We start from the raw sequence: 22,491 nt of genomic DNA, 5'->3' as shown, positions 1-22,491 counted from the left end.
CACCCCCGGAGTGGGGGTGGCTGACCGCCGCCGTCAGCTCAGCCAACGTTCAGGTTGGCGCTTACCGGTTGTACGGCCCGAAGTCGTACTCCTCCAGCGGAACGGCCTCGCCCGATCCCTGACCGAAGGTGTACTCGCTCGGCTCCTCGTAACCGGAGACCGAGTACATCGAGGCCTTGGCCTCCTCGGTCGGCTCCACCCGGATGTTGCGGTACTGCGGAATACCGGTACCGGCCGGGATGAGCTTACCGATGATGACGTTCTCCTTGAGGCCGAGCAGCGGGTCGCTCTTGCCGTGGATCGCGTTCTCGGTCAGCACGCGGGTGGTCTCCTGGAAGGAGGCCGCCGACAGCCAGGACTCCGTGGCCAGCGAGGCCTTGGTGATACCCAGCAGCACCGGACGTCCGGCGGCCGGCTGGCCGCCTTCGGACACGACGCGTCGGTTGATCCGCTCGAACTTCGGACGCTCGACCATCTCACCGGGCAGAAGCTCGGTGTCGCCCGACTCCAGGATGTTCACTCGCTTGAGCATCTGGCGGACGATGATCTCGATGTGCTTGTCGTGGATGGACACACCCTGCGACTTGTACACGTCCTGGACCTCCGACACGAGGTGCTGCTGCACCGCGCGCGGACCCTGGATGCGAAGCACCTCGTGCGGGTTGATCGCACCCTGGATGAGCTGCTGGCCGACCTTGACGTGGTCGCCGTCGCTCACCAGGAGCTGCGCACGCATCGGGACCGGGTAGGCGATCTCGTCCGTGCCGTCGTCGGGAATGACGACGATCTTGCGGCTCTTCTCGGTGTCGTCGATCCGGATCCGGCCCTCCATCTCGGAGATCGGGGCCATACCCTTCGGGACACGGGCCTCGAAGAGCTCCTGGACACGGGGCAGACCGTGCGTGATGTCCTGACCGGCCGAACCACCCATGTGGAAGGTACGCATGGTCAGCTGGGTACCGGGCTCACCGATGGACTGGGCCGCGATGATACCGATCGCCTCACCGACGTCCACCGGCTTGCCGGTCGCCATGGAGCGGCCGTAGCAGGTGGTGCAGACGCCGATCTTCGCCTCACAGGTCAGCGACGAGCGGATGCGCACGCGGGTGACCCCGTGGGCGACCAGCTTGTCGATGTTCTGCTCGGAGGTGTCGGACAGGGCCGGGAGCACGAGGTTGCCCTCGGGGTCCAGCGTGTCCTCGGCGATGGTCCGGCCGAAACCGGTGTTCTCGACGTTGTGCTTGCGCACGACGACACCGGCGGCGTTCTTCTCGCCGATCTCGTGCCAGAGCGAACGGTCGGTGCCGCAGTCGATCTCACGGACGATGACGTCCTGCGCGACGTCCACCAGACGACGGGTCAGGTAACCCGAGTCGGCGGTACGCAGGGCGGTGTCGGCCAGACCCTTGCGCTGACCGTGCGTGGAGATGAAGTACTCCAGCACGGACAGGCCCTCACGGTAGGAGGACTTGATCGGACGCGGGATCGTCTCACCCTTGGTGTTGGAGACCAGACCACGGATACCGGCGATCTGGCGCACCTGCATCGGGTTACCACGCGCACCGGACTGGACCATCATCCACACCGGGTTGTCGGCGGGGAAGTTGTCCTCCATGTCCTTGGCGACCTCGGCCGTGGCCTGGGTCCACACCTCGGTGAGCTCCTGGCGGCGCTCGTCGTCGGTGATCAGACCGCGGTCGTACTCCCGCTGGATCTTGTCGGCCTTGCGGTCGTAGCCACCGAGGATCTCGGCCTTGCGCGGAGGCGCGACGACGTCCTCGATACCGATGGTCAGACCGGACCGGGTGGCCCAGCGGTAACCGGCGTCCTTCAGGGCGTCCAGGGTCGTGGCGACCTGGACCTTGGGGTAGTTCTCGGCGAGGTCGTTGACCAGGACCGAGACCTGCTTCTTGCCCACCTGGAAGTTGACGTACGGGTAGTCCACCGGGGTGGCCTCGTTGAAGAGGTACCGGCCCAGAGTGGTCTCCAGGACGTAGACGTCACCCGGCTCCCAGCCCTCCGGCGGCGTCCAGTCCTTGGGCGCGGGAGCGCCGTCGGCGATACGCAGCCGGATCTTGGCCTGCAGGTCCAGGGCGCCCAGGTCGTAGGCCATGATGGCCTCGGCCGGGGAGCGGAAGGCACGGCCCTCGCCGGCGGCGCCGACGCGTTCCGTCGTCAGGTAGTACAGACCGATGATCATGTCCTGGGTGGGCATGGTCACGGGCTTGCCGTCGGACGGCTTGAGGATGTTGTTGGTCGCCAGCATCAGCAGTCGCGCCTCGGCCTGGGCCTCGGCGGACAGCGGAAGGTGGACGGCCATCTGGTCACCGTCGAAGTCCGCGTTGAACGCGGTGCACACGAGCGGGTGGATCTGGATGGCCTTGCCCTCGACCAGCTGCGGCTCGAAGGCCTGGATACCCAGACGGTGCAGCGTGGGAGCACGGTTCAGCAGAACCGGGTGCTCGGTGATGACCTCTTCGAGGACGTCCCACACGACGGGGCGGGACCGCTCCACCATGCGCTTGGCGCTCTTGATGTTCTGCGCGTGGTTCAGGTCGACCAGGCGCTTCATCACGAACGGCTTGAAGAGCTCCAGGGCCATCTGCTTGGGCAGACCGCACTGGTGCAGCTTCAGCTGCGGGCCGACGACGATGACCGAACGGCCGGAGTAGTCGACTCGCTTGCCGAGCAGGTTCTGACGGAAACGACCCTGCTTGCCCTTGAGCATGTCGGACAGCGACTTGAGCGGACGGTTACCGGGACCGGTGACCGGGCGACCGCGGCGGCCGTTGTCGAACAGCGCGTCGACGGCCTCCTGCAGCATCCGCTTCTCGTTGTTGACGATGATCTCGGGCGCGCCGAGGTCCAGCAGCCGCTTGAGGCGGTTGTTCCGGTTGATGACGCGACGGTACAGGTCGTTGAGGTCGGAGGTCGCGAAGCGGCCACCGTCCAGCTGCACCATCGGACGAAGGTCCGGCGGGATGACCGGGATGCAGTCCAGCACCATGCCCATGGGGCTGTTGGTGGTGTTGAGGAACGCCGAGACGACCTTGAGCCGCTTCAGGGCGCGGGCCTTCTTCTGGCCCTTGCCGGTGCGGATGGTCTCCCGGAGCTTCTCCGCCTCCTCGTCCAGCTCGAAGTTGGACAGGCGGTCCTGGATGGCCTGGGCGCCCATGCCGCCGCGGAAGTACTTCCCGAAGCGGTCGCGCATCTCGCGGTAGAGCATCTCGTCGCCCTCGAGGTCCTGGACCTTGAGGTTCTTGAAACGGCTCCACACCTCGTCGAGGCGGTCGATCTCGCGCTGGGCGCGGTCGCGCAGCTGGCGCATCTCGCGCTCGGCGCCCTCGCGCACCTTGCGACGGGCGTCGCCCTTGGCACCCTGCTCCTCGAGCTCGGCCAGGTCGGCCTCGAGCTTGCGGTGGCGCTCCTCGATGGTGGAGTCGCGGCGCTGCTCCAGGTGCTGCTTCTCGACCGAGATCCGTGCCTCGAGCGACTGCAGGTCGCGCTCACGCGCCTCGGTGTCCACCCACGTGACCATGTAGGCGGCGAAGTAGATGATCTTCTCGAGATCCTTCGGCGCCAGGTCCAGCAGGTAGCCCAGACGGGAGGGCACGCCCTTGAAGTACCAGATGTGCGTGACGGGAGCGGCCAGCTCAATGTGGCCCATCCGCTCACGGCGCACCTTGGCACGGGTCACCTCGACGCCGCAGCGCTCACAGATGATGCCCTTGAAGCGGACGCGCTTGTACTTACCGCAGTAGCACTCCCAGTCCCGGGTCGGACCGAAGATCTTCTCGCAGAAGAGTCCGTCCTTCTCGGGCTTGAGGGTTCGGTAGTTGATGGTTTCGGGCTTCTTGACCTCGCCGTGTGACCACTGGCGAATGTCGTCGGCGGTGGCGAGGCCAATCCGCAGCTCGTCGAAGAAGTTGACGTCGAGCACTTAATTCGTCCCCTGCTCTCGAATCCCGCGGAAGTTAGACCTCTTCGACACTGCTCGGCTCTCGCCTGCCCAGGTCGATTCCCAGTTCTTCCGCGGCGCGGAAGACGTCCTCGTCACTGTCCCGCATCTCGATGGACATACCGTCACTGGACAGCACCTCCACGTTCAGACAGAGCGACTGCATCTCCTTGATGAGCACCTTGAAGGACTCAGGGATACCCGGCTCAGGGATGTTCTCGCCCTTGACGATGGCCTCGTAGACCTTGACGCGACCCACCACGTCGTCGGACTTGATGGTGAGCAGCTCCTGGAGCGCGTAGGCGGCACCGTAGGCCTCCAGCGCCCAGACCTCCATCTCACCGAACCGCTGGCCGCCGAACTGCGCCTTACCACCCAGCGGCTGCTGCGTGATCATGGAGTACGGGCCGGTGGAGCGGGCGTGGATCTTGTCGTCCACGAGGTGGTGAAGCTTCAGGATGTACTTGTAGCCGACGGAGATGGGCTCGGCGAAGGGCTCACCGGTGCGGCCGTCGAACAGGCGGGCCTTGCCGTCCTCGTTGATGAGGCGGTTGCCGTCCTTGTTCGGGCGGACCGACTGGATGAGACCGCTGAGCTCGTCACCGTGCAGGCCGTCGAAGACCGGCGTGGCCACGCGCGAGTTCGGGTCGACCTCGGCCGCTCCGATCGCGTGCAGCGACTTCTGCCACTCCTCCTCGACCCCTTCGACCAGCCAGCCGTTCTTGGCCAGCCAGCCCAAGTGGACTTCGAGCACCTGACCGACGTTCATTCGGCCGGGGACGCCCAGCGGGTTGAGGATGATGTCGACGGGCGTGCCGTCCTCCAGGAAGGGCATGTCCTCCTGGGGCAGGATCTTCGAGATGACGCCCTTGTTGCCGTGACGGCCGGCGAGCTTGTCACCATCGGTGATCTTGCGCTTCTGGGCCACGTAGACGCGGACCATCTCGTTGACGCCGGGGGCGAGCTCGTCGCCCTCGTCGCGGCTGAAGACGCGGACGCCGATGACCTTGCCGGTCTCGCCGTGCGGCACCTTCAGGGAGGTGTCGCGGACCTCGCGGGCCTTCTCACCGAAGATGGCGCGCAGCAGGCGCTCCTCCGGGGTCAGCTCGGTCTCGCCCTTGGGCGTGACCTTGCCGACGAGGATGTCCCCGTCGACGACCTCGGCGCCGATGCGGATGATGCCCCGGTCGTCGAGGTCGGCCAGGACCTCCTCGCTGACGTTGGGGATCTCGCGGGTGATCTCCTCCGGGCCCAGCTTGGTGTCACGGGCGTCGACCTCGTGCTCCTCGATGTGGATCGAGGAGAGGACGTCGTCCTGCACCAGGCGCTGGCTGAGGATGATCGCGTCCTCGTAGTTGTGGCCCTCCCAGGACATGTACGCCACGAGGAGGTTCTTGCCCAGCGACATCTCGCCCTGGTCCGTGGACGGACCGTCGGCGAGGACCTGCTTGACCTCGATGCGCTGACCCTCGTGCACGATGGGTCGCTGGTTGAAGCAGGTGCCCTGGTTGGAGCGCTGGAACTTGCCCATGCGGTACGTCTTGCGCGTGCCGTCGTCGGCCATCACGGTGACGTAGTCGGCGGTGACGTCCTCGACGACACCGGCCTTCTCGGCGATGACGACCTCACCGGCGTCGGTGGCGGCGCGGTACTCCATGCCGGTGCCGACGAAGGGCGACTCGGCGCGGAGCAGCGGCACGGCCTGGCGCTGCATGTTGGAGCCCATGAGCGCGCGGTTGGCGTCGTCGTGCTCCAGGAACGGGATCATGGCGGTGGCGACCGACACCATCTGGCGCGGCGACACGTCCATGTAGTCGACCTCGTCGGTGCTGACCTGCTCGAACTCCCCGCCCTTACGGCGGACGAGCACGCTGGCCTCGGCGAAGGTGCCGTCCGGCTTCATCGGGGTGTTCGCCTGCGCGATGACGTAGAGGTCCTCTTCGTCAGCGGTCAGGTAGTGGACCTCGTCGGAGACCTTGTTGTCGATGATCTTGCGGTACGGGGTCTCCACGAAACCGAAGGAGTTCACCCGGCCGTAGGCGGCGAGCGAGCCGATCAGACCGATGTTCGGGCCTTCGGGCGTCTCGATCGGGCACATGCGGCCGTAGTGGGACGGGTGCACGTCTCGGACCTCGAAGCCCGCGCGCTCACGGGACAGACCGCCCGGACCCAGCGCCGAGAGGCGGCGCTTGTGGGTCAGGCCCGCGAGCGGGTTGGTCTGGTCCATGAACTGGGACAGCTGCGAAGTACCGAAGAACTCCTTGATGGAGGCCACGACGGGACGGATGTTGATCAGGGTCTGCGGCGTGATCGCCTCGACGTCCTGGGTGGTCATCCGCTCGCGGACGACGCGCTCCATCCGGGCCAGGCCCAGACGGACCTGGTTCTGGATGAGCTCGCCGACGGTGCGCAGGCGACGGTTTCCGAAGTGGTCGATGTCGTCGGTCTCGACCGGGCGCATGCCCAGGACGGTTTCCTTCTCGATCTCACCGGCGTGCAGGCGCACGAGGTAGTCGATGGTGGCGACGATGTCCTCTTCGGTGAGGGTCCCCTGGGTGAAGTCGGTGTCGAGGCCGAGCTTCTTGTTGATCTTGTACCGGCCGACCTTGGCCAGGTCGTAGCGCTTGGGGTTGAAGTACAGGTTCTCCAGCAGCGCCTGGGCCGACTCCTTCGTGGGCGGCTCTCCCGGACGCAGCTTGCGGTAGATGTCCAGCAGCGCGTCGTCGGTGCCCGCGGTGGGGTCCTTCTCCAGGGTGTTGCGGATCGACTCGTACTGGCCGAAACGCTCCAGGATCTGGTCGGTGGTCCAGCCGAGCGCCTTGAGCAGGACGGTGACGCCCTGCTTGCGCTTGCGGTCGATGCGGACTCCGACGAAGTCGCGCTTGTCGACCTCGAACTCCAGCCAGGCACCGCGGGACGGGATGACCTTGCAGCCGAAGAGGTCCTTGTCCGAGGTCTTGTCGACGGAGCTGTCGAAGTACACACCCGGGGACCGGACCAGCTGGGAGACAACGACGCGCTCGGTGCCGTTGATGATGAAGGTGCCCTTGACGGTCATGAGCGGGAAGTCGCCCATGAACACCGTCTGGCTCTTGATCTCACCGGTGTCGTTGTTGATGAACTCCGCCGTGACGAACATCGGCGCGGAGTACGTCATGTCCTTGTCCTTGCACTCCTCTTCGGAGTACTTGGGCGGCTCGAACCGGTGATCCCGGAACGAGAGGGACATGGTGCCCGAGAAGTCCTCGATCGGGCTGATCTCCTCGAAGATCTCTTCGAGACCGGACTGCTCCGAAACGTCCTTGCGGCCGGCGTTGCGGGCCGTCTCGACCCGCGTCTTCCACGTGTCGTTGCCAAGCAGCCAGTCGAACGACTCGGTCTGCAGGGCAAGAAGGTTGGGAACCGCGAGGGGTTCCTGAATGCGAGCGAAAGAAACGCGGTGCGGACCAAGGGCGTTAGCGGAGGCGTTGCGCGAGGCTGCCAACAGGGGTCCTTCCGAAGGCTTGTGGCGGTTGAAGCGCGCACGCCAGACGATCCGTCACGAGAAGGACCGCCGCAACGCGGTTGAGACGGTCACATCGAGCGGGAACGGGCCTTCCGGATTCCAGAAGAATGGGATGGCGGAAGCCGAACTCCGACACAGGGATCACCAAAGGGCAGCGCAAAAGAGCAGTGTAGCCGAACACCACACCGCTGTCCACTCACGGTCCACAGCGCCACTCACGACACCGGCAGGATCACCCCTGAAGGGCGATCCGTCAAGCCCGCTCCCCGGGAGGGAGCCCTGGACCATCAAGGTGAAACAGCGCGCCTGCCCTGGCCCCACGGGGGATGTGAGCCAACGGACACCCGGAAAGGTTCCCCCGCCCAAGGCGGGTAAACACTCTGCCCGGGGCCCGTCAAGATTCCCGGGACGGGAGATTACCGCGTCCAAGGGACAGTTCGCACACGCGCACACGGGGTTCCCCCGCTCGGACCGCCCCAGCTTCGCACATCACCCAGGTCACGACGGTTCAGACACGGCGTCGTTCACGACAAACGGGACGTCGGACCACGGTACGCGGGGACGTTCGGGCGCCGAGCGCCGGACCGGAACGGCGGGGTTCCCGGCAGACCGAATCCCGGGGTGTCAACGGCGGGCCCGCAGCACGTCCCCGCTACCGCCGAGTACACGCTCCAGCCACCCCAGGACACAGGAAAGCGGCCGCCCCTCCCGGAGGAGGAACGGCCGCTTCACGCAGACCAGCGGGCATCTGAGGCCCGCGGAGGACTACTTGAGGGTGACGGAGGCGCCAGCGCCCTCAAGAGCGGCCTTGGCCTTCTCCGCGGTCTCCTTGTTGACGCCCTCGAGGAGCGGCTTCGGGGCGTTGTCGACGAGGTCCTTGGCCTCCTTGAGGCCCAGGCTCGTGAGGCCGCGGACCTCCTTGATGACCTGGATCTTCTTGTCGCCGGGGCCCTCGAGGATGACGTCGAACTCGTCCTTCTCCTCCTCGGCGGCCGGGGCGGCACCGGCGGGGCCGGCGGCGACGACGGCGGCCGGAGCGGCGGCGGTGACGTCGAACTTGTCCTCGAACAGCTTCACGAACTCGGAGAGCTCGAGGAGGGTCATCTCCTCGAACGCGGCAAGCAGGTCCTCGTTGCTGAGCTTCGCCATGATGCGATCTCTCTTTCTCTAACGACACGCGCGCCCGACGGCGCATCGTGCGAGCCAATGGCCGGGCGCCGTCGGCACCCGCCGTGGTTCATGGGGTTTAAGCGGCTTCCTCGTTGCGCTTGTCCGCCAGGGCCTGCGCGAGACGCACAGTCTTGGACGGAAGCGCCTGGAAGACGGCGGCGGCCTGGCCCTGCTTGGCCTTGAGCGCACCGGCCAGCTTCGAGAGGAGAACCTCTCGGGACTCCAGATCGGCCAGCTTGGTGACGTCCTCGGCGCTCATCGACTTGCCGTCGATGATGCCGCCCTTGATCACCAGGGGCGAGTTCGCCTTCGAGAAGTCACGCAGACCCTTGGCGGCCTCGACAACGTCCCCGTGGACGAAGGCGATGGCGGACGGGCCCTCGAGCAGATCGGTGATCTGCTCGTCGACGCCGGCCTCCTTGACCGCGATCTTGGTCAGCGTGTTCTTGACGATGCGAAAACGCGTTGTCTGACCGAGGCTGCGGCGCAGTTCAGAGATCTGCGCGACAGTGAGCCCCCGGTATTCGGTCAGCACGGCGCCGTTCGACTCACGGAACTCGTCCGTGAGTTCGGCGACCGCGGCTGCCTTGTCCGGCCTCGCCATGGGACTCCTTCCAACAGTGAACGCTGGTTGACTCCCAAGGACTCCACGATCGGCGTCAGCACGAGAAAAAGCCCCGAGCGCGAGGCGCACGGGGCACGACCGCGTTCTCAGTACGTGGCTGGCACGCTCCGGAACGGGAAAGCTCTGGTGACACCTGCGCGGGCGCCCATCCATGGGTCCTTAAGGCCACCCGAGCGGGTGACTACCAGCGGTCTTCGGCAATTACTGATACTAGCCGACCGCGGGAGTGCTTTGGCATGCGGTCTGATACGGATACGTATGACCGTCGCCACCTCCCCCGCGCAGAAGGAGCCTGTCGCCCCGTGGAGTCCCCCCGTTCCACCCCCGCCCTCGCCTGCGCCCCCGCCCTCGCCCTCGCCCTCGCCCTCGCCGCGATCCTCACCCTGTCCGGGTGTGTGGTCTTCGGTGCCGCGGACCGGCCCTGGCACGAGGACGCCGACCCCGAGGCACTGCTCTCGGCCATGGCCGACGCCACCGACCGGGCCGACAACTACACCCTGGAACTGGGCTTCGGCCCCGTCTCACCGGGCGGGCCGGAGGGCTCCGAGGGGCCGGACGGTTCGGGGACGCGTCTGTCCTACGAGGTCTCGGACTCCCCCGCCGCGGTACGGGCCACCCTGACCCGAGCCGACGGATCGGAGCTGGTCGTGGTCTACCCGGAGGACGGCGAGGCCCTGCTGCACGACACCGGGGACCTGCTGGGCGCCCCCACCGAGTGGGTCCGGGGCGACGCCCTGCTGCCCGCGCCCGCCCCTGCCGAGGTGTTCGACCTCGCCTCCCTGTCCGCGCTGGTCGACCTGGTCGCCGGGATGGAGGAGGTCGAGGCGGGCCCCGCCGAGAGCATCGGTGGCGCCGAAGTCCTCCCGCTGACCGGGCTCCTGCCCGCCGTGTCGGACGGCGCGGCCGCCGAGCGCGGCGCCGTCGCGCCTCTGCTCGGCGAGGACACCTCCGGGGCCCTGGACGTGTCCGTCTGGGTGGATCGGTCGGGCTTCCCGGTGCGGATGGAGTCCTCCGGTGAGGAGGCGTCGCTGTGGCTGGAGTTCTCCGACCGCGGCCGGACCTCCTTCCACGTCCCCAACGGCGACGAGGTCAGCGAACCCGTGGCGTCATGACCCGTCCGGGCGCTCCCCCCTCCCTGACGCGCCCCTGGTTCAGAAAGCGAACATCCCCCTTGAGATCCCCCGTGCCCGCCCTGCTCACCGCGGGCTGCGTCACCCTGTCACTCGGCCTCGTCCTGAGCGCCTGCGGCTCCGCCGAACCGGGGACCGCCCCGGAGACCAAGGCGGCCGACGCCACCGACGCCACCGAGGAGCCCGCGGAGACCGCGGAGCCCGCCCCAGTAGACGTCCCCGAACTGCTGGAAGGGCTCACCGAGGCCTTCGGCTCGGTGTCCTCCCACACCGTCACGGCCGACGTCTCCGCGGACGGCCTGGCGGAGGGCGACCTGACCAGGACCGGTTCCTGCACGGTCATGGCCGAACGCGAGGCCCACCACTGCGTCAGCGAGATGCCCTACGCGGGCGAGCTCGCGATGGAGGCCTTCGAGGAGTACGGCAGCGTCCCCGAAGGGGCGACCGTGGAGAAGCTGGCCCGCAACGAGTACATCTCCCACGACGGCCTGATCTACATCAACGACTCGGACGGGATCTACGGGGTGGACACCCCGTGGCTGCGCAGCGGGAACCCCGAGGGCTCGGTCTCCGTCACCATGCCCCTGGACTTCGAGGTGGCGGAGCTGTCCGACCTGGTCGACGCCCTGAGCACCCTGGGCGGGGCCGAGCAGGTCGGCACCGGGGAGGTCGACGGCGGCGAGGCCGCGGTGATCGAGGGAACGCTGGACGACGAGGGCCTGGCCGCCCTGTCGGAGGCCCAGCGCGAGTCCCTGCACACCCTGCTCGGCCGGACGCCCGAGGAACTGGCCGTGACCCTGTGGGTGGACGCCGACGGTTTCCCCGTGCGGGTGGAGCTGTCCGGCGACGGTTCCGAGGGCGTGATGGAGTTCTCCGAGCTGGGCAGCGCCTCCTTCGACATCCCCTCCGACGGCGAGGTCACCGTCCGGTGAGGAACTGATTCCGATCCTTGTGCGCGATGGAACCTGGTACCTGAAATGTCCGTCAAAGGTGCGAGTATCGACAATCCGGGGCGCCCCCGCTCCCTGAAGCGCCCTGGGATCCCCTGATGCAGAAAGCGAATATCCCCCGTGCAGACGCGCACACCGGCCGTGATCGCCGCCGGTTCCCTCTCCCTGGCTCTCGCTCTCACCGCCTGCGGCAACGACGCGGCCGACGAGGAGACCACCGTCGAGGCCTCCGAGGAACAGGAGCAGAAGGGCGGCCTGTCCGACCTGCTCAGCAGCCTGGGTGACACCACGGTCGACCTCCCCAACTACACCCTGACCCTGGAGTCCGTGGGCGAGGAACCCGAGATGGGCGAGGTCCGGATCACCGCGACCTTCGAGGTCACGGACGCCCCCTCCGCCATCCGCGAGACCGTCGTGATGCCGTTCGTCGGCGAGATGGCCCTCGTGTTCATGGAGTTGGCGGGTGAGGACATCTCCGGGTACACCCCCGAGGAGATCGGCACCATCGTCACCATCTACCCCGACGGTGAGGCGCCCCTGACCTCCAACCCCATGGACTCCGAGGCCGAGAGCGAATGGGTCCGGGGTGAGGGCGCCGCGGCGGAGGAGGTCGAGGACTTCTTCGACATCGATTCGCTGCCGGGCCTGGTCAGCTCCTTCGCCGAGCTCGACGAGATCGAGGAGTCCGGGACCGAGGAGGTCAACGGTGTCGAGACCACTGTCGTCGAGGGCACGCTGACCAAGGAGGACATCGACAACCTCGACGCCGAGCAGAAGCTGGCCGTCATCGAGCTCGTCGGTTCCGTCAGCGAAGACCTGAACGTCTCCCTCTGGATCGACGCGGACGGCTTCCCCATGCGCATGGAGTTCGACGACTCGGAGACCGAGATCTCCATGGAGTTCTCCGAGATCGGCACGACCTCGTTCGAGATGCCCGCTGAGGACACCATCACCGTCGTGTAAGCACGCACCCGCACACACGCGAGCGGCCCCCGCACTCCCGAAGGAGGCGGGGGCCGCTCGTTGTGTCACACGAGGACCGCGAAGGTCTTAGGCGTCGAGCGGGATGCTCGGACCCATCGTGGTGGTGACCACGGCCTTCTTGATGTAGCGGCCCTTGGCGGCGGACGGCTTGAGGCGGTTGACCTCGTCGATCGCGGCCTGGTAGTTCTCCAGCAGCTTGGTGTCGTCGAACGAGACCTTGCCGACGATGAAGTGCAGGTTCCCGTGGCGGTCCACGCGGAACTCGATCTTGCCGCCCTTGATCTCGGTCACGGCCTTGGCCACGTCCGGGGTGACGGTGCCCGTCTTGGGGTTGGGCATGAGGCCACGCGGACCGAGCACGCGGCCGAGGCGGCCGACCTTGCCCATGAGGTCCGGGGTGGCCACAACGGCGTCGAAGTCGAGGAAGCCGTTCTGGACCTTCTCGACCAGCTCGTCGTCGCCGACGATGTCGGCGCCGGCGGCCCGAGCCTGCTCGGCACGCTCACCGGTCGCGAAGACCAGGACCCGAGCGGTCTTGCCGGTGCCGTTCGGCAGGTTCACGGTGCCGCGGACCATCTGGTCGGCCTTGCGCGGGTCGACGCCCAGGCGCAGGGCGACCTCGACGGTCGCGTCGAACTTGACCTTGGTGGTCTCCTTGGCCAGCTTCAGAGCCTCGGCGGGGGCGTAGAGCCGGTCACGGTCCACCAGGTTGTTGGCATTGCGGTGGTTTTTGCTGCGCTTCACGCTGTTCTCCTACGGGAACGTGTGGTCATAGGGCCAGCGCCTGGCCCTGCCACGGTGGTTCTTACCGTCGAGCAGTCCCGCGAGGGGGCTACTTGACCTCGATGCCCATCGAGCGGGCGGTACCGGCGACGATCTTGGACGCGGCCTCGATGTCGTCGGTGTTGAGGTCGGGCAGCTTGGTCTGCGCGATCTCACGGACCTGGTCGGCGGTGATCGAACCGGCGGTGCTGCGACCCGGGTCGGTGGCGGCCTTGTCCAGACCAGCGGCCTTCAGGATCAGCCGCGGCGCCGGGGGCGTCTTGGTGATGAAGGTGAAGGAACGGTCCTCGTAGATGGAGATCTCTACGGGGATGACGTTGCCGCGCTGGGCTTCCGTAGCAGCGTTGTACTGCTTGCAGAAGTCCATGATGTTGACGCCGTGCGGACCGAGAGCGGTACCAACGGGCGGCGCCGGGGTCGCCTGACCGGCGGGGAGCTGCACCTTGACGAGTGCGGCAAGTTTCTTCTTCGGAGGCATATCGGGTCCTTTGCCTGATCTGCGTTGTGTGCCGGCCCCTGCCTCCCCCCACGGCGCCGCGGGGTCACGTGGACCACGGCGGAGCCGCTGCCGAAGGAGGCTGACCGCGCCCGGGCACGGGGCCTGGGCACGGGGTCACGGCCCGTCGGGACCGGACGGGCCGGAGCGCGTTCCGCCCGGGTTCGCACCAGGGTGGGACACGCGACAGTAGGTCCGTCCCGCGAAGGACGGACCTACCAAGTCTACGTCGCCCGGGCAGTGGTCCGGGCGGCTTGTGGGGAAGCCCCCACGGGGTCAGATCTTGGCGACCTGGTTGAAGGAGAGCTCGACCGGGGTCTCGCGACCGAAGATCGACACCAGCACCTTGAGCTTCTGGGTGTCGGCGTTGATCTCGCTGACGGTGGCGGGCAGGGTCGCGAACGGACCCTCCATGACCGTGACGGACTCGCCGACCTCGTAGGCCACGTCCGAGCGGGCCTCGCCGCTGGCGGTCTTGGCCTGCTGGGCCTGCTCCGGCTCCTCCTCCGGCTCGGGCGCCAGGAGCTTGGCCACCTCGGTGAGGCTCAGCGGGGCGGGCTTGTTGGACAGGCCCACGAAACCGGTGACACCGGGGGTGTTGCGGATGGCCGACCAGGACTCGTCGGTCAGGTCCATGCGGACGAGGACGTAGCCGGGCAGGACCTTCTCGGTGACCTGCTGGCGCTTGCCGCTCTTGACCTCGGTGACCTCGTGCTCGGGCACCTCGACCTGGAAGATGTACTCCTCCATGTTGAGGGACTGGGTACGGCTCTCGACGTTGGCCTTGACCCGCTTCTCGTAACCCGCGTAGGTGTGCACGACGTACCAGTCGCCGGGCAGCAGGACGAGTTCGTTCTTGAATTCCTCGACGGGGTCGAGACGGGACAGCTCGGGCTCCGCGTCAGCCTCTTCGGCTTCCTCGGTGCCTTCAGCGCTCTCGTCGGCCTCTTCGGCCGGCTCCGGGCTGTCGGCGTCGGTCGGCTCGACCGTTTCCTCGGACAGCTCGCCCGCCAGGCCGGTCTCTTCCGCCGACTGCTGAACCGGCTCCTCTTCGGGGAAGTCGTCAGAGGTCAGTGGGGACTCGGACACGGCTGCTCTTTCTCTCGTCGGATTCGCTAGTGCGTACGACGCACACCGAAAAGGCCGTGCGTCGAACCCAGTTCTGCCAGCTTACGGTCTCTCCGGGCGACGCGGGACCAACGCGCGGACGAGCGGAGCCTCGCCTGGCCGAACACAGGAGGCCGAGCGGGAGACTCTGGTGATGGCGCCCACCGCCATCGTCAACGGCGCACAGGAGGCGCCGGAAAGCGGGAGCTAGACGCCAGCGGGACGGCCGAAGGTGGCGTAGAGCCAGGTCACGGCCTCACCGAAGGCGAAGTCCAGCAGGGAGACGTAGGCGAGGACGATCACGACGAACACCATGACGACGATGGTGTAGGTGACCAGTTCCTTGCGCGTGGGCCAGCGGACCTTGCGGAGTTCTCCGACGACCTGCTTGGTGAACGTCACCGGACCGGTACGACGCGTCGGCTCCTTGTCGGGCTTCGCGTCGGCGTCAGTCTGAGTCACCTGGGGTCCTTAGAGTCGCGGGCTGCTTCGTATCCCCGTAGTTCCGTTTGTCCCGGCGTGTTCGGGACAGCGACTGATCGCCGTCCCGAACACCGCACGCGGACTTGCAGGGCAGGAGGGACTCGAACCCCCAACCGCCGGTTTTGGAGACCGGTGCTCTGCCAATTGAGCCACTGCCCTTAGCGGAAACTGCGTTCCCCACCATAGCCGGTCCGGAGTGCTGTCGCACACCCCGCGGGGTGTGACGCCCGCATAACAACCGGCCGACGCGGATGAGTGTACGCCCTTCCCGCGGCTCGAACCAAACCGGTTTCCCGGGGAGCCGGTACCGCGAAGGTGACCTTCCCCGCCGGGAGAAGTGACTTTCCCCCCGGCGGGTCCGGGGAGCACGTGACACCATGGGAAACATGACTGACCGACCCCGTGTCTCTGCACGTATCAGCGCCATCTCCGAGTCCGCGACCCTCGCGGTGGACGCCAAGGCCAAGGCCATGAAGGCGGAGGGCCGTCCTGTCATCGGCTTCGGCGCGGGGGAACCGGACTTCCCGACCCCCGACTACATCGTGGACGCCGCCGTGGCCGCCGCCCGTGAGCCGCGTTTCCACCGCTATACGCCCGCCGGTGGCCTTCCCGAACTGAAGAAGGCCATCGCGGAGAAGACCCGGCGCGACTCCGGCTACGAGGTCGGGCCCGCCCAGATCCTGGTGACCAACGGCGGCAAGCAGGCCATCTACGAGGCCTTCGCCGCCATGCTGGACCCGGGTGACGAGGTCATCGTGGTCGCCCCGTACTGGACCACCTACCCGGAGTCCATCAAGCTCGCGGGCGGTGTCCCGGTCTTCGTCGTCACCGACGAGAGCACCGGATACATGGCCGGTGTGGAGCAGCTGGAGGCCGCGCGCACCGAGCGCACCAAGGTGCTGGTCTTCGTCTCGCCGTCCAACCCGACCGGTGCCGTCTACCCGCGCGAGCAGGTCCGCGCCGTCGGCCGGTGGGCCGACGAGCACGGGCTGTGGGTACTGACCGACGAGATCTACGAACACCTGGTCTACGGCGACGCCGAGTTCTCCTCGCTGCCCGTCGAGGTCCCCGAGATCGCCGACCGCACCGTCATCGTCAACGGCGTCGCCAAGACGTACGCGATGACCGGCTGGCGCGTGGGGTGGATCGTCGGCCCGAAGGACATCATCAAGGCGGCGAGCAACCTGCAGTCGCACGCCACCTCCAACGTCGCGAACGTCTCGCAGGCCGCCGCGCTGGCCGCCGTCTCCGGCGACCTCACGGCTGTCGAGGAGATGAAGAAGGCCTTCGACCGCCGCCGCCAGACCATCGTGCGGATGCTCAACGAGATCGACGGCGTCGTGTGCCCCGTGCCCGAGGGTGCGTTCTACGCCTACCCCTCCGTGAAGGGCGTGCTCGGTAGGAAGATCCGCGGGAAGACCCCGCGGACCTCCACCGAGCTCGCCGAGGTCATCCTCGAAGAAGCAGAGGTCGCCGTGGTGCCCGGTGAGGCCTTCGGGACCCCCGGCTACCTGCGCCTGTCCTACGCGCTCAGCGACGAGGACCTGGTCGAGGGCGTGAGCCGCGTCCAGAAGCTGCTGGCCGAGGCCGAGTAGGCCTGCCCGTGACAGCGCGCCCCGGGTCGACCGCCAGTGCCGGCGCCCCGGGGCGCGTTCGTGTCTTGTGCGTTCGTGTTTTCTGTGGTGTTGACCATTCCGGTCCCGCCCGGTGCCCTTCATACGGCAGGCTTACGTCATGGAGACACCGACCACCGCTCGCCGATTGGACCGGCTGCCCAAAGCACACCTGCACCTGCACTTCACCGGCTCGATGCGCCACGACACCCTCGTGGAGCTCGCCGAGGAGCGGGGGGTCCACCTCCCCCAGGCCCTGGTCGAGGAGTGGCCGCCCAAACTGCGCGCCACCGACGAACGCGGCTGGTTCCGCTTCCAGCGCCTCTACGACATCGCCCGCTCGGTGTTGCGCAAGCCCGAGGACATCTACCGACTGCTCCTCGAAGCCGCCGAGGACGAGAAGGCCGCCGGTTCCGCCTGGTTGGAGATCCAGGTCGACCCCAGCGGCTACGCGGCGCTCTTCGACGGGCTGACCGCGACCCTGGAGCTGATCCTGGACGCCGCCCGCGCCGCCGAGCGCGACACCGGGGTGCGCATCGGCCTGATGGTCGCGGCCAACCGCACCCGCCACCCCCTCGACGCCCGAGCCCTCGCGCGCCTGGCACGCCAGTACGCGGGCAGGGGAGTGGTGTCCTTCGGTCTGAACAACGACGAACGCCGCGGCCGCGCCCGCGAGTTCGAGGCCGCGTTCCGCATCGCCAAACGAGCCGGGCTGCTCTCCACACCCCACGGCGGCGAACTGAACGGCCCCCGCAGCGTCCGCGAGTGCCTGGACGAACTCGACGCCGACCGCATCGGCCACGGGGTCCGCGCCATCGAGGACCCCTACCTCCTCGAACGCATCGCCACCCAGGAAGTCACCCTGGAGGTCTGCCCGACCTCCAATGTGAGCCTGGGCGTCTTCGAGGAACTCGACCACGTCCCCCTGCGCAAGCTCTACGAGTCGGGTGCCCCGATCGCCCTGGGCACCGACGACCCCCTGCTCTTCGGGCCCCGCCTCGTCGAGCAGTACCGGATCGCCCGCGAGGTCTTCGGCTTCTCCGATGTCGAGCTGGCCGACTTCGCCAGGATGTCCATCCGCGGCGCCGGGGCCCCGGACTCCCTGAAGAAGGAGCTCCTCTCCGGAGTCGACGACTGGCTGGCCTCCGACCCCGCCGAGAACTGATCGAAGCAGGACTGGCCCGAACCCCGTAGCGTGCCCCTCAGACCAGCCCCCTCGCGGGGCCAGACCCGTCGCGGAGCCAGACCCGTCGCGGGGCCAGACCCGGAGCTCACCGGGCCCCGTGTCGCGGGGCGGCGGTGGAAGCCGCCAGCGCCCTCTCGACCAACTCCGCATCACCGTCCGCGCCCAGGCCCGTCCGCTGCTTCCGAACCCCCTCATCCCCGATGATCTTGCTACCAGAAGCAAGTTCGGCGCCGATTTCGCTCCTGGTAGCAAGATCATCTTCGAAACAGGGACCGAAACAGTGCTCGGGCACTGGCGGAGGAGGGAGGGCCACTGTAACCCCGGGAGCATCAGGCGAGGAGCATCCACACGCCTTGGCCGAGCATCGCGGCTCCGGCGACGAAGAACAGGACCGCGGCGCCGATCTGGATGACCCGCTCGGGGAGCTTCTTGCCCAGGACCGCTCCGAGGGCGATGGCGATGGCGTCGGCGGCGACCATCCCGATGGTGGAGCCGATCCAGACCGGGAACCAGTGGTACTGGGTGCCCACGGTGATGGTAGCCAGCATCGTCTTGTCGCCGAGTTCCGCCACGAAGAAGACCAGGACCACGGTCATGAAGCCGGAGCGAATGCGGCGGGAGGCGGCGCGTTCCTCGTCCTTGTCGGTCATCTCGTCGCCGCGCAGGGTCCACAGACCGAAGATGAGGAAGGCGAGACCGGCGGCGAGGGTGAGCCAGTCGGTGGGGATGGCGGCGCCGAGGACCTCGGCGATGAAAACGCTGCCCAGGTGCACCACGGCGGTGGCGACGGTGATGCCCAGGATCACCGTGAGCACGCGGTAACGGGTCGCCAGGGACATCGCGACCAACTGGGTCTTGTCACCCATTTCGGCAATGAAGATGGCCGCGGTGCTCACGCCGAGCGCAATCATAAAGGCTGACATACTACTCCTACTGTCCGTGATGGGCAGAAGGAGGCGGAGAACGCCCCTTCAACCCGGTCGTTTCCTACCGGGTCAAAGGTCTCGTCCGCCCTGACGCTGGGGGCTTTCGCACCTCTCAGCTGGGCTCACACGGCCGGGACGACTGCGTCCAGTATGTCGACCGCACACATTGGGGACTACTCCCCTTCGACGCTTAAGACATTACCAGAACTATTTTCCATCGCAATTCATTGAAGAGTCGAATTACTTTACGAGGCTTACCCAAAAAACGTGTTAGGTGCACCTAACTCATTTTTTCGCCATGCCGCCCTGGCCTGAACCACACGAGCGGCGCGCGAGTGGGAGCTCCTACGTCACAGTGCCGGGACTCGCACCTGGATAGAATCGTGCGCACCCTGACATGAGGAGATCCCCCGATGCACCGTCCCCCGGCCCTCACAGCAGGAGCGGTACTGGCCGTGCTACTCCTGGTCGGCTGCTCATCGCAGAGCTATGACCAGGACGCGCACCGCGACCTGATCGAGGCATACGGGCTCGAGGTCCACGACATGGACGCCGTGACCGAGTTCTCCGAGTCGACCTGCGACGCCACCAGCGCCGGCGCCTGGACCAACGGCTACATGGACTCCGAAGGCGACGCGGGACTCCTCGTCATCGCTGTGGAGCAGATGTGCCCCGAACGCCTGGAGGAGTTCGAAGAGGCACTCGAACCGTACGGTTGGTGACCGGACCCCGCCACTGGCTCACAGACTCACGCCGAGCATCACCGGCTCGTTGACCAGGCGCACCCCGAAGGCCTCCTCGACCCCGGCGCGCACCTCGCGGGCCAGGTCGATCAGGTCGGCGGTGGTCGCGCCGCCCGGGTTGGTCAGGGCGAGGGTGTGCTTGCCCGATATCCGCGCGGGACCGTCGCCGTAGCCCTTGGTGAACCCGGCCCGGTCGATCAGCCAGGCGGCGGAGAGCTTCACGTTGCCCGCGTCGTCCGGATGTCCGGGGATCTCGGTGTCCGCGCCCAGGCGCTCGGCGGCGCGCTCGCGGAAGGCCGCGTACTCCTCGGGGGACAGGACCGGGTTGGTGAAGAAGGATCCCGCGCTGCGGGTGTCCGGGTCGGCGGGGTCCAGGACCATGCCCTTGCCCTCGCGCAGTCCCAGGACCACCTCGCGCGCCTGGTCGAGCGGCACCCGCTCCCCCGCCTCGACGCCCATGGCGCGGGCGACCTCGGCGTAGCGGACCGGGCGGCTGAGCGGTCCCCGGCGCAGCTCGAAGACGACCTCGCACACCACGTACCGGTCGTGGCCCTTGAAGGTGCTGTCGCGGTAGGTGAAGCCGCAGTCGGCGTTGGACATCGTGACCAGCTCGCCGGTGGTGCGGTCCAGGACCAGCACCTCGCGGATGGTCTGGCTGACGTCCTGGCCGTAGGCGCCCACGTTCTGGATGGGGGTGGAGCCCACCCGACCGGGGATGCCGGAGAGGAACTCCACGCCGTTGAGCCCCTCGGCCACGGTCCGCGCGACCAGCGGGTCCCACTCCACACCCGCGTCCGACCGCAGCAGGACGATTTCCTCGCCGGTCTCCGGGTCGGTCCCGGCCGCGGCCGTGGTGACGCCCTGGGAGGCCACCAGGATGACAGTGCCGGGGAACCCGTCGTCGGCGACGACCAGGTTGCTGCCGCCGCCGAGCACGAGGACGCGCTCACCCGAACGGTCGGCCTCGGCGACCAGGCTGACCAGCTCGTCGGTGGAGCCGGCGGTCCGGAAGGCCTTGGCTGGGCCGCCCAGGCCGAGGGTGGTGTGGTCGGCGAGCATCGTGGACACGGGCATACCTCTTGGGAAGGGAGCGAACGCGGATGTGGGGTGGGACCGGCGCTGGGCTACTGCGGCAGGCGAACGATCGCGGAGGCCTTGGCCAGGACCTTGGCGCCGCCGGAGCGGGCGGTGAGCAGCACGGTGACGGTGCCGTCCTCGTGCTTGGCCTTGACCTTGCCGGCGACGGTGATCTCGGCGCCCTCGTCGTCGTCGGGCACGACCACGGGCGCGGAGAAGCGTACCGAGTAGTCGACGACGCTGCCGGGGTCCCCGGTCCAGTCCGTGACCACCCGGCCGGCCTCGGCCATGGTGAACATGCCGTGCGCGATCACGTTGGGCAGCCCGACGGACTTGGCGAAGCGCTCGTTCCAGTGGATGGGGTTGAAGTCACCCGAGGCGCCCGCGTAGCGGACCAGGTCCAGGCGGCGGACCGGGAAGGTCTGCTCGGGGATCTGGGTGCCGACCTCGACGTCGGAGTGGCTGATCCTGCTCATGTCGTCTTCCCCGCTTCCTAGGAACCCCGGACGACGAGCATCATGCCCGCCGTCACCACGTGCTCGCCGTCGGCCGCCTCGGCCACCGTCTCCATGGTGATGAGCTCGTTGCCGCCCAGCACCTTGATGTCGGTGATGCGGGTGACCGTGCTCAGGACGTCGCCGGCGCGCAGCGGTCGGCTGTACCTGAAGCTCTGGTCGCCGTGGACGACGCGGGAGAAGTCCACCCCGAGGTCCGGATCGGCCAGGGCCAGCGCGGAACCGGCCATGCCGAGGATCACCGGGAAGGTCGGCGGGGCGATGACGTCCGCGTACCCGAGGGCCTTGGCGGAGGCCTTGTCGAGGTAGGCGGGGTTGAGGTCGTTGATCGCCTCGGCGAACTCGCGGATCTTGCCGCGGGTCACCTCGTAGGCCTCGGGGGCGGGGTACTCCCGGCCGAGGTAGTCAGGGTTGATCGCCACGCTCTGCCTCTCCTGGTCCTGAACAAAAAAAGCCCGGTGAGCGATGTGCTCACCGGGCTGGAGTCTACGAGAAGTAGACCGATCCCTGCCTGGGACGAACGACCTGCGATGACCTAGCGGGTCTCGCGGTGGTCGTTGTGCTTGCGGCAGTTCGGGCAGAACTTCTTGACCGTCAGACGGTCAGGGGTGTTCCGACGGTTCTTGCGCGTGATGTAGTTCCGGTGATTGCACTCCTGGCAGGCCAGGGTGATCTTCGGCCTCACGTCTGTGGCAGCCACTTCGGAGTGCCTTTCTCGCTGGAGACATTACCTAGGCGCAGTGGAACACTGCTTTACACCCACGACGACCCCTGAGTGTGTTTCTCAGGGGTCAGCGGGTTGGTAGCGGGGGCCGGACTTGAACCGACGACACAGCGATTATGAGCCGCTTGCTCTACCGACTGAGCTACCCCGCCCCGATCAGAACGGAAGGACATCCTATCGCGGATGTCCCCCGGTCAAGGCCGGCGAAGTTTCACCGGCCACCCACCTGAGTGGACCGGAACCTCATCAAGTGGTGGAGCCCCTTTACGGAATCGAACCGTAGACCTTCTCCTTACCATGGAGACGCTCTGCCGACTGAGCTAAAGGGGCGCGCTGTGAGGCTTTCTCTCGTCCGCCTCGGGGGTGTTGCCCCCTTGCGCTGAACATGACTATACAGGGATCAGGGGGTGGTCTGCCAAATCGAATGCCCGACGCCCCTCCGAGGCCCCTTCGGCACCCCTGACGGGCTACTCCCCCACACCCCTCCGGACACACGAAAACCCCGCTGTCAGCGGG

At 67.5% G+C, this 22,491-nt stretch carries 19 protein-coding genes and 3 tRNA genes; 6 read left to right on the top strand and 16 right to left on the bottom strand.

Translation table 11 applies throughout. The features are described 5' to 3' along the window. Nucleotides 1–61 precede the first annotated feature (61 nt). From NE857_RS05210 to rplJ, 4 genes are all read right to left on the bottom strand, one after another. Nucleotides 62–3,940, bottom strand: a complete 3,879-nt coding sequence (locus NE857_RS05210; RefSeq protein WP_254420025.1) for a DNA-directed RNA polymerase subunit beta' — start codon at nt 3,938–3,940, stop codon at nt 62–64. Between the two features lie 34 nt (nt 3,941–3,974). Beyond that, nucleotides 3,975–7,442 (bottom strand): DNA-directed RNA polymerase subunit beta, encoded by a 3,468-nt coding sequence (gene rpoB, locus NE857_RS05205; protein WP_017578647.1) that lies wholly within the window; start codon nt 7,440–7,442, stop codon nt 3,975–3,977. Between the two features lie 786 nt (nt 7,443–8,228). Next, nucleotides 8,229–8,612, bottom strand: a complete 384-nt coding sequence (gene rplL / locus NE857_RS05200; protein WP_017578648.1) for a 50S ribosomal protein L7/L12 — start codon at nt 8,610–8,612, stop codon at nt 8,229–8,231. Nucleotides 8,613–8,709: 97 nt separating this feature from the next. Next, the gene (gene rplJ / locus NE857_RS05195) at nt 8,710–9,237 is read right to left on the bottom strand and encodes a 50S ribosomal protein L10 (protein WP_184369209.1); all 528 of its coding nucleotides are present in this window, start codon (nt 9,235–9,237) and stop codon (nt 8,710–8,712) included. Between the two features lie 323 nt (nt 9,238–9,560). Here rplJ and NE857_RS05190 point away from each other — a divergent pair, with 323 nt between their 5' ends. The 3 genes from NE857_RS05190 (at nt 9,561) to NE857_RS05180 (ending at nt 12,301) form a co-directional block, all read left to right on the top strand. Beyond that, nucleotides 9,561–10,370 (top strand): LolA-like protein, encoded by an 810-nt coding sequence (locus NE857_RS05190; protein ID WP_254420024.1) that lies wholly within the window; start codon nt 9,561–9,563, stop codon nt 10,368–10,370. A gap of 59 nt (nt 10,371–10,429) precedes the next feature. Then, the gene (locus NE857_RS05185; RefSeq protein WP_254420023.1) at nt 10,430–11,320 is read left to right on the top strand and encodes a hypothetical protein; all 891 of its coding nucleotides are present in this window, start codon (nt 10,430–10,432) and stop codon (nt 11,318–11,320) included. Nucleotides 11,321–11,458: 138 nt separating this feature from the next. After that, complete coding sequence (locus NE857_RS05180; RefSeq protein ID WP_254420022.1) at nt 11,459–12,301, top strand: SCO4651 family lipoprotein; 843 nt, start codon at nt 11,459–11,461, stop codon at nt 12,299–12,301. Between the two features lie 87 nt (nt 12,302–12,388). On the opposite strand, the gene rplA is transcribed toward NE857_RS05180, so the two are convergent. The 5 genes from rplA to NE857_RS05155 form a co-directional block, all read right to left on the bottom strand. After that, nucleotides 12,389–13,066: a 50S ribosomal protein L1 gene (gene rplA / locus NE857_RS05175; RefSeq protein ID WP_017578653.1), complete on the bottom strand. Its 678-nt coding sequence runs from the start codon at nt 13,064–13,066 to the stop codon at nt 12,389–12,391. Nucleotides 13,067–13,154: 88 nt separating this feature from the next. Beyond that, a complete protein-coding gene (gene rplK / locus NE857_RS05170; protein ID WP_017578654.1) occupies nt 13,155–13,583 on the bottom strand; it encodes a 50S ribosomal protein L11 in 429 nt (142 codons plus the stop codon). A 294-nt stretch (nt 13,584–13,877) separates the two neighbouring features. Beyond that, nucleotides 13,878–14,690, bottom strand: coding sequence for a transcription termination/antitermination protein NusG (gene nusG / locus NE857_RS05165; protein WP_254420021.1), 813 nt, complete (start codon nt 14,688–14,690; stop codon nt 13,878–13,880). 225 nt (nt 14,691–14,915) lie between these two features. Continuing rightward, complete coding sequence (secE, locus tag NE857_RS05160) at nt 14,916–15,170, bottom strand: preprotein translocase subunit SecE (RefSeq protein ID WP_017578656.1); 255 nt, start codon at nt 15,168–15,170, stop codon at nt 14,916–14,918. Between the two features lie 107 nt (nt 15,171–15,277). Continuing rightward, a tRNA-Trp gene (locus NE857_RS05155) sits at nt 15,278–15,350 on the bottom strand. 227 nt (nt 15,351–15,577) lie between these two features. On the opposite strand from NE857_RS05155, the gene NE857_RS05150 reads away from it, so the two are divergent. Continuing rightward, entirely contained in the window at nt 15,578–16,786 is a 1,209-nt protein-coding gene (locus NE857_RS05150) for a pyridoxal phosphate-dependent aminotransferase (protein ID WP_254420020.1), read from the top strand. Nucleotides 16,787–16,925: 139 nt separating this feature from the next. Further along, nucleotides 16,926–17,969: an adenosine deaminase gene (locus NE857_RS05145; protein ID WP_254420019.1), complete on the top strand. Its 1,044-nt coding sequence runs from the start codon at nt 16,926–16,928 to the stop codon at nt 17,967–17,969. 350 nt (nt 17,970–18,319) lie between these two features. Here NE857_RS05145 and NE857_RS05140 read toward each other — a convergent pair whose 3' ends face one another. Then, nucleotides 18,320–18,913 (bottom strand): TMEM165/GDT1 family protein, encoded by a 594-nt coding sequence (locus NE857_RS05140; RefSeq protein ID WP_026116178.1) that lies wholly within the window; start codon nt 18,911–18,913, stop codon nt 18,320–18,322. 416 nt (nt 18,914–19,329) lie between these two features. On the opposite strand from NE857_RS05140, the gene NE857_RS05135 reads away from it, so the two are divergent. Further along, a complete protein-coding gene (locus NE857_RS05135; protein WP_017578661.1) occupies nt 19,330–19,638 on the top strand; it encodes a hypothetical protein in 309 nt (102 codons plus the stop codon). 18 nt (nt 19,639–19,656) lie between these two features. On the opposite strand, the gene NE857_RS05130 is transcribed toward NE857_RS05135, so the two are convergent. The 6 genes from NE857_RS05130 to NE857_RS05105 all read right to left on the bottom strand — a co-directional run bounded on the left by NE857_RS05130 (nt 19,657) and on the right by NE857_RS05105 (nt 22,305). After that, nucleotides 19,657–20,733 (bottom strand): UDP-N-acetylmuramate dehydrogenase, encoded by a 1,077-nt coding sequence (locus NE857_RS05130; RefSeq protein ID WP_254420018.1) that lies wholly within the window; start codon nt 20,731–20,733, stop codon nt 19,657–19,659. Between the two features lie 50 nt (nt 20,734–20,783). Then, entirely contained in the window at nt 20,784–21,212 is a 429-nt protein-coding gene (locus tag NE857_RS05125) for a MaoC family dehydratase (protein ID WP_254420017.1), read from the bottom strand. Between the two features lie 17 nt (nt 21,213–21,229). Next, nucleotides 21,230–21,673, bottom strand: a complete 444-nt coding sequence (locus NE857_RS05120; RefSeq protein ID WP_254420016.1) for a MaoC family dehydratase N-terminal domain-containing protein — start codon at nt 21,671–21,673, stop codon at nt 21,230–21,232. 113 nt (nt 21,674–21,786) lie between these two features. Next, a complete protein-coding gene (rpmG, locus tag NE857_RS05115; protein ID WP_026116180.1) occupies nt 21,787–21,951 on the bottom strand; it encodes a 50S ribosomal protein L33 in 165 nt (54 codons plus the stop codon). A gap of 100 nt (nt 21,952–22,051) precedes the next feature. Continuing rightward, a tRNA-Met gene (locus NE857_RS05110) sits at nt 22,052–22,127 on the bottom strand. 102 nt (nt 22,128–22,229) lie between these two features. Next, nucleotides 22,230–22,305: transfer RNA gene (locus tag NE857_RS05105), tRNA-Thr, on the bottom strand. Between the last annotated feature and the right edge of the window lie 186 nt (nt 22,306–22,491).

It is taken from the genome of Nocardiopsis exhalans (genome assembly GCF_024134545.1).
GTDB lineage: Bacteria > Actinomycetota > Actinomycetes > Streptosporangiales > Streptosporangiaceae > Nocardiopsis > Nocardiopsis exhalans.
The sequence above is the reverse complement of the archived record's forward strand: the minus strand, read 5'-3'. Positions and strand labels throughout refer to the sequence as shown.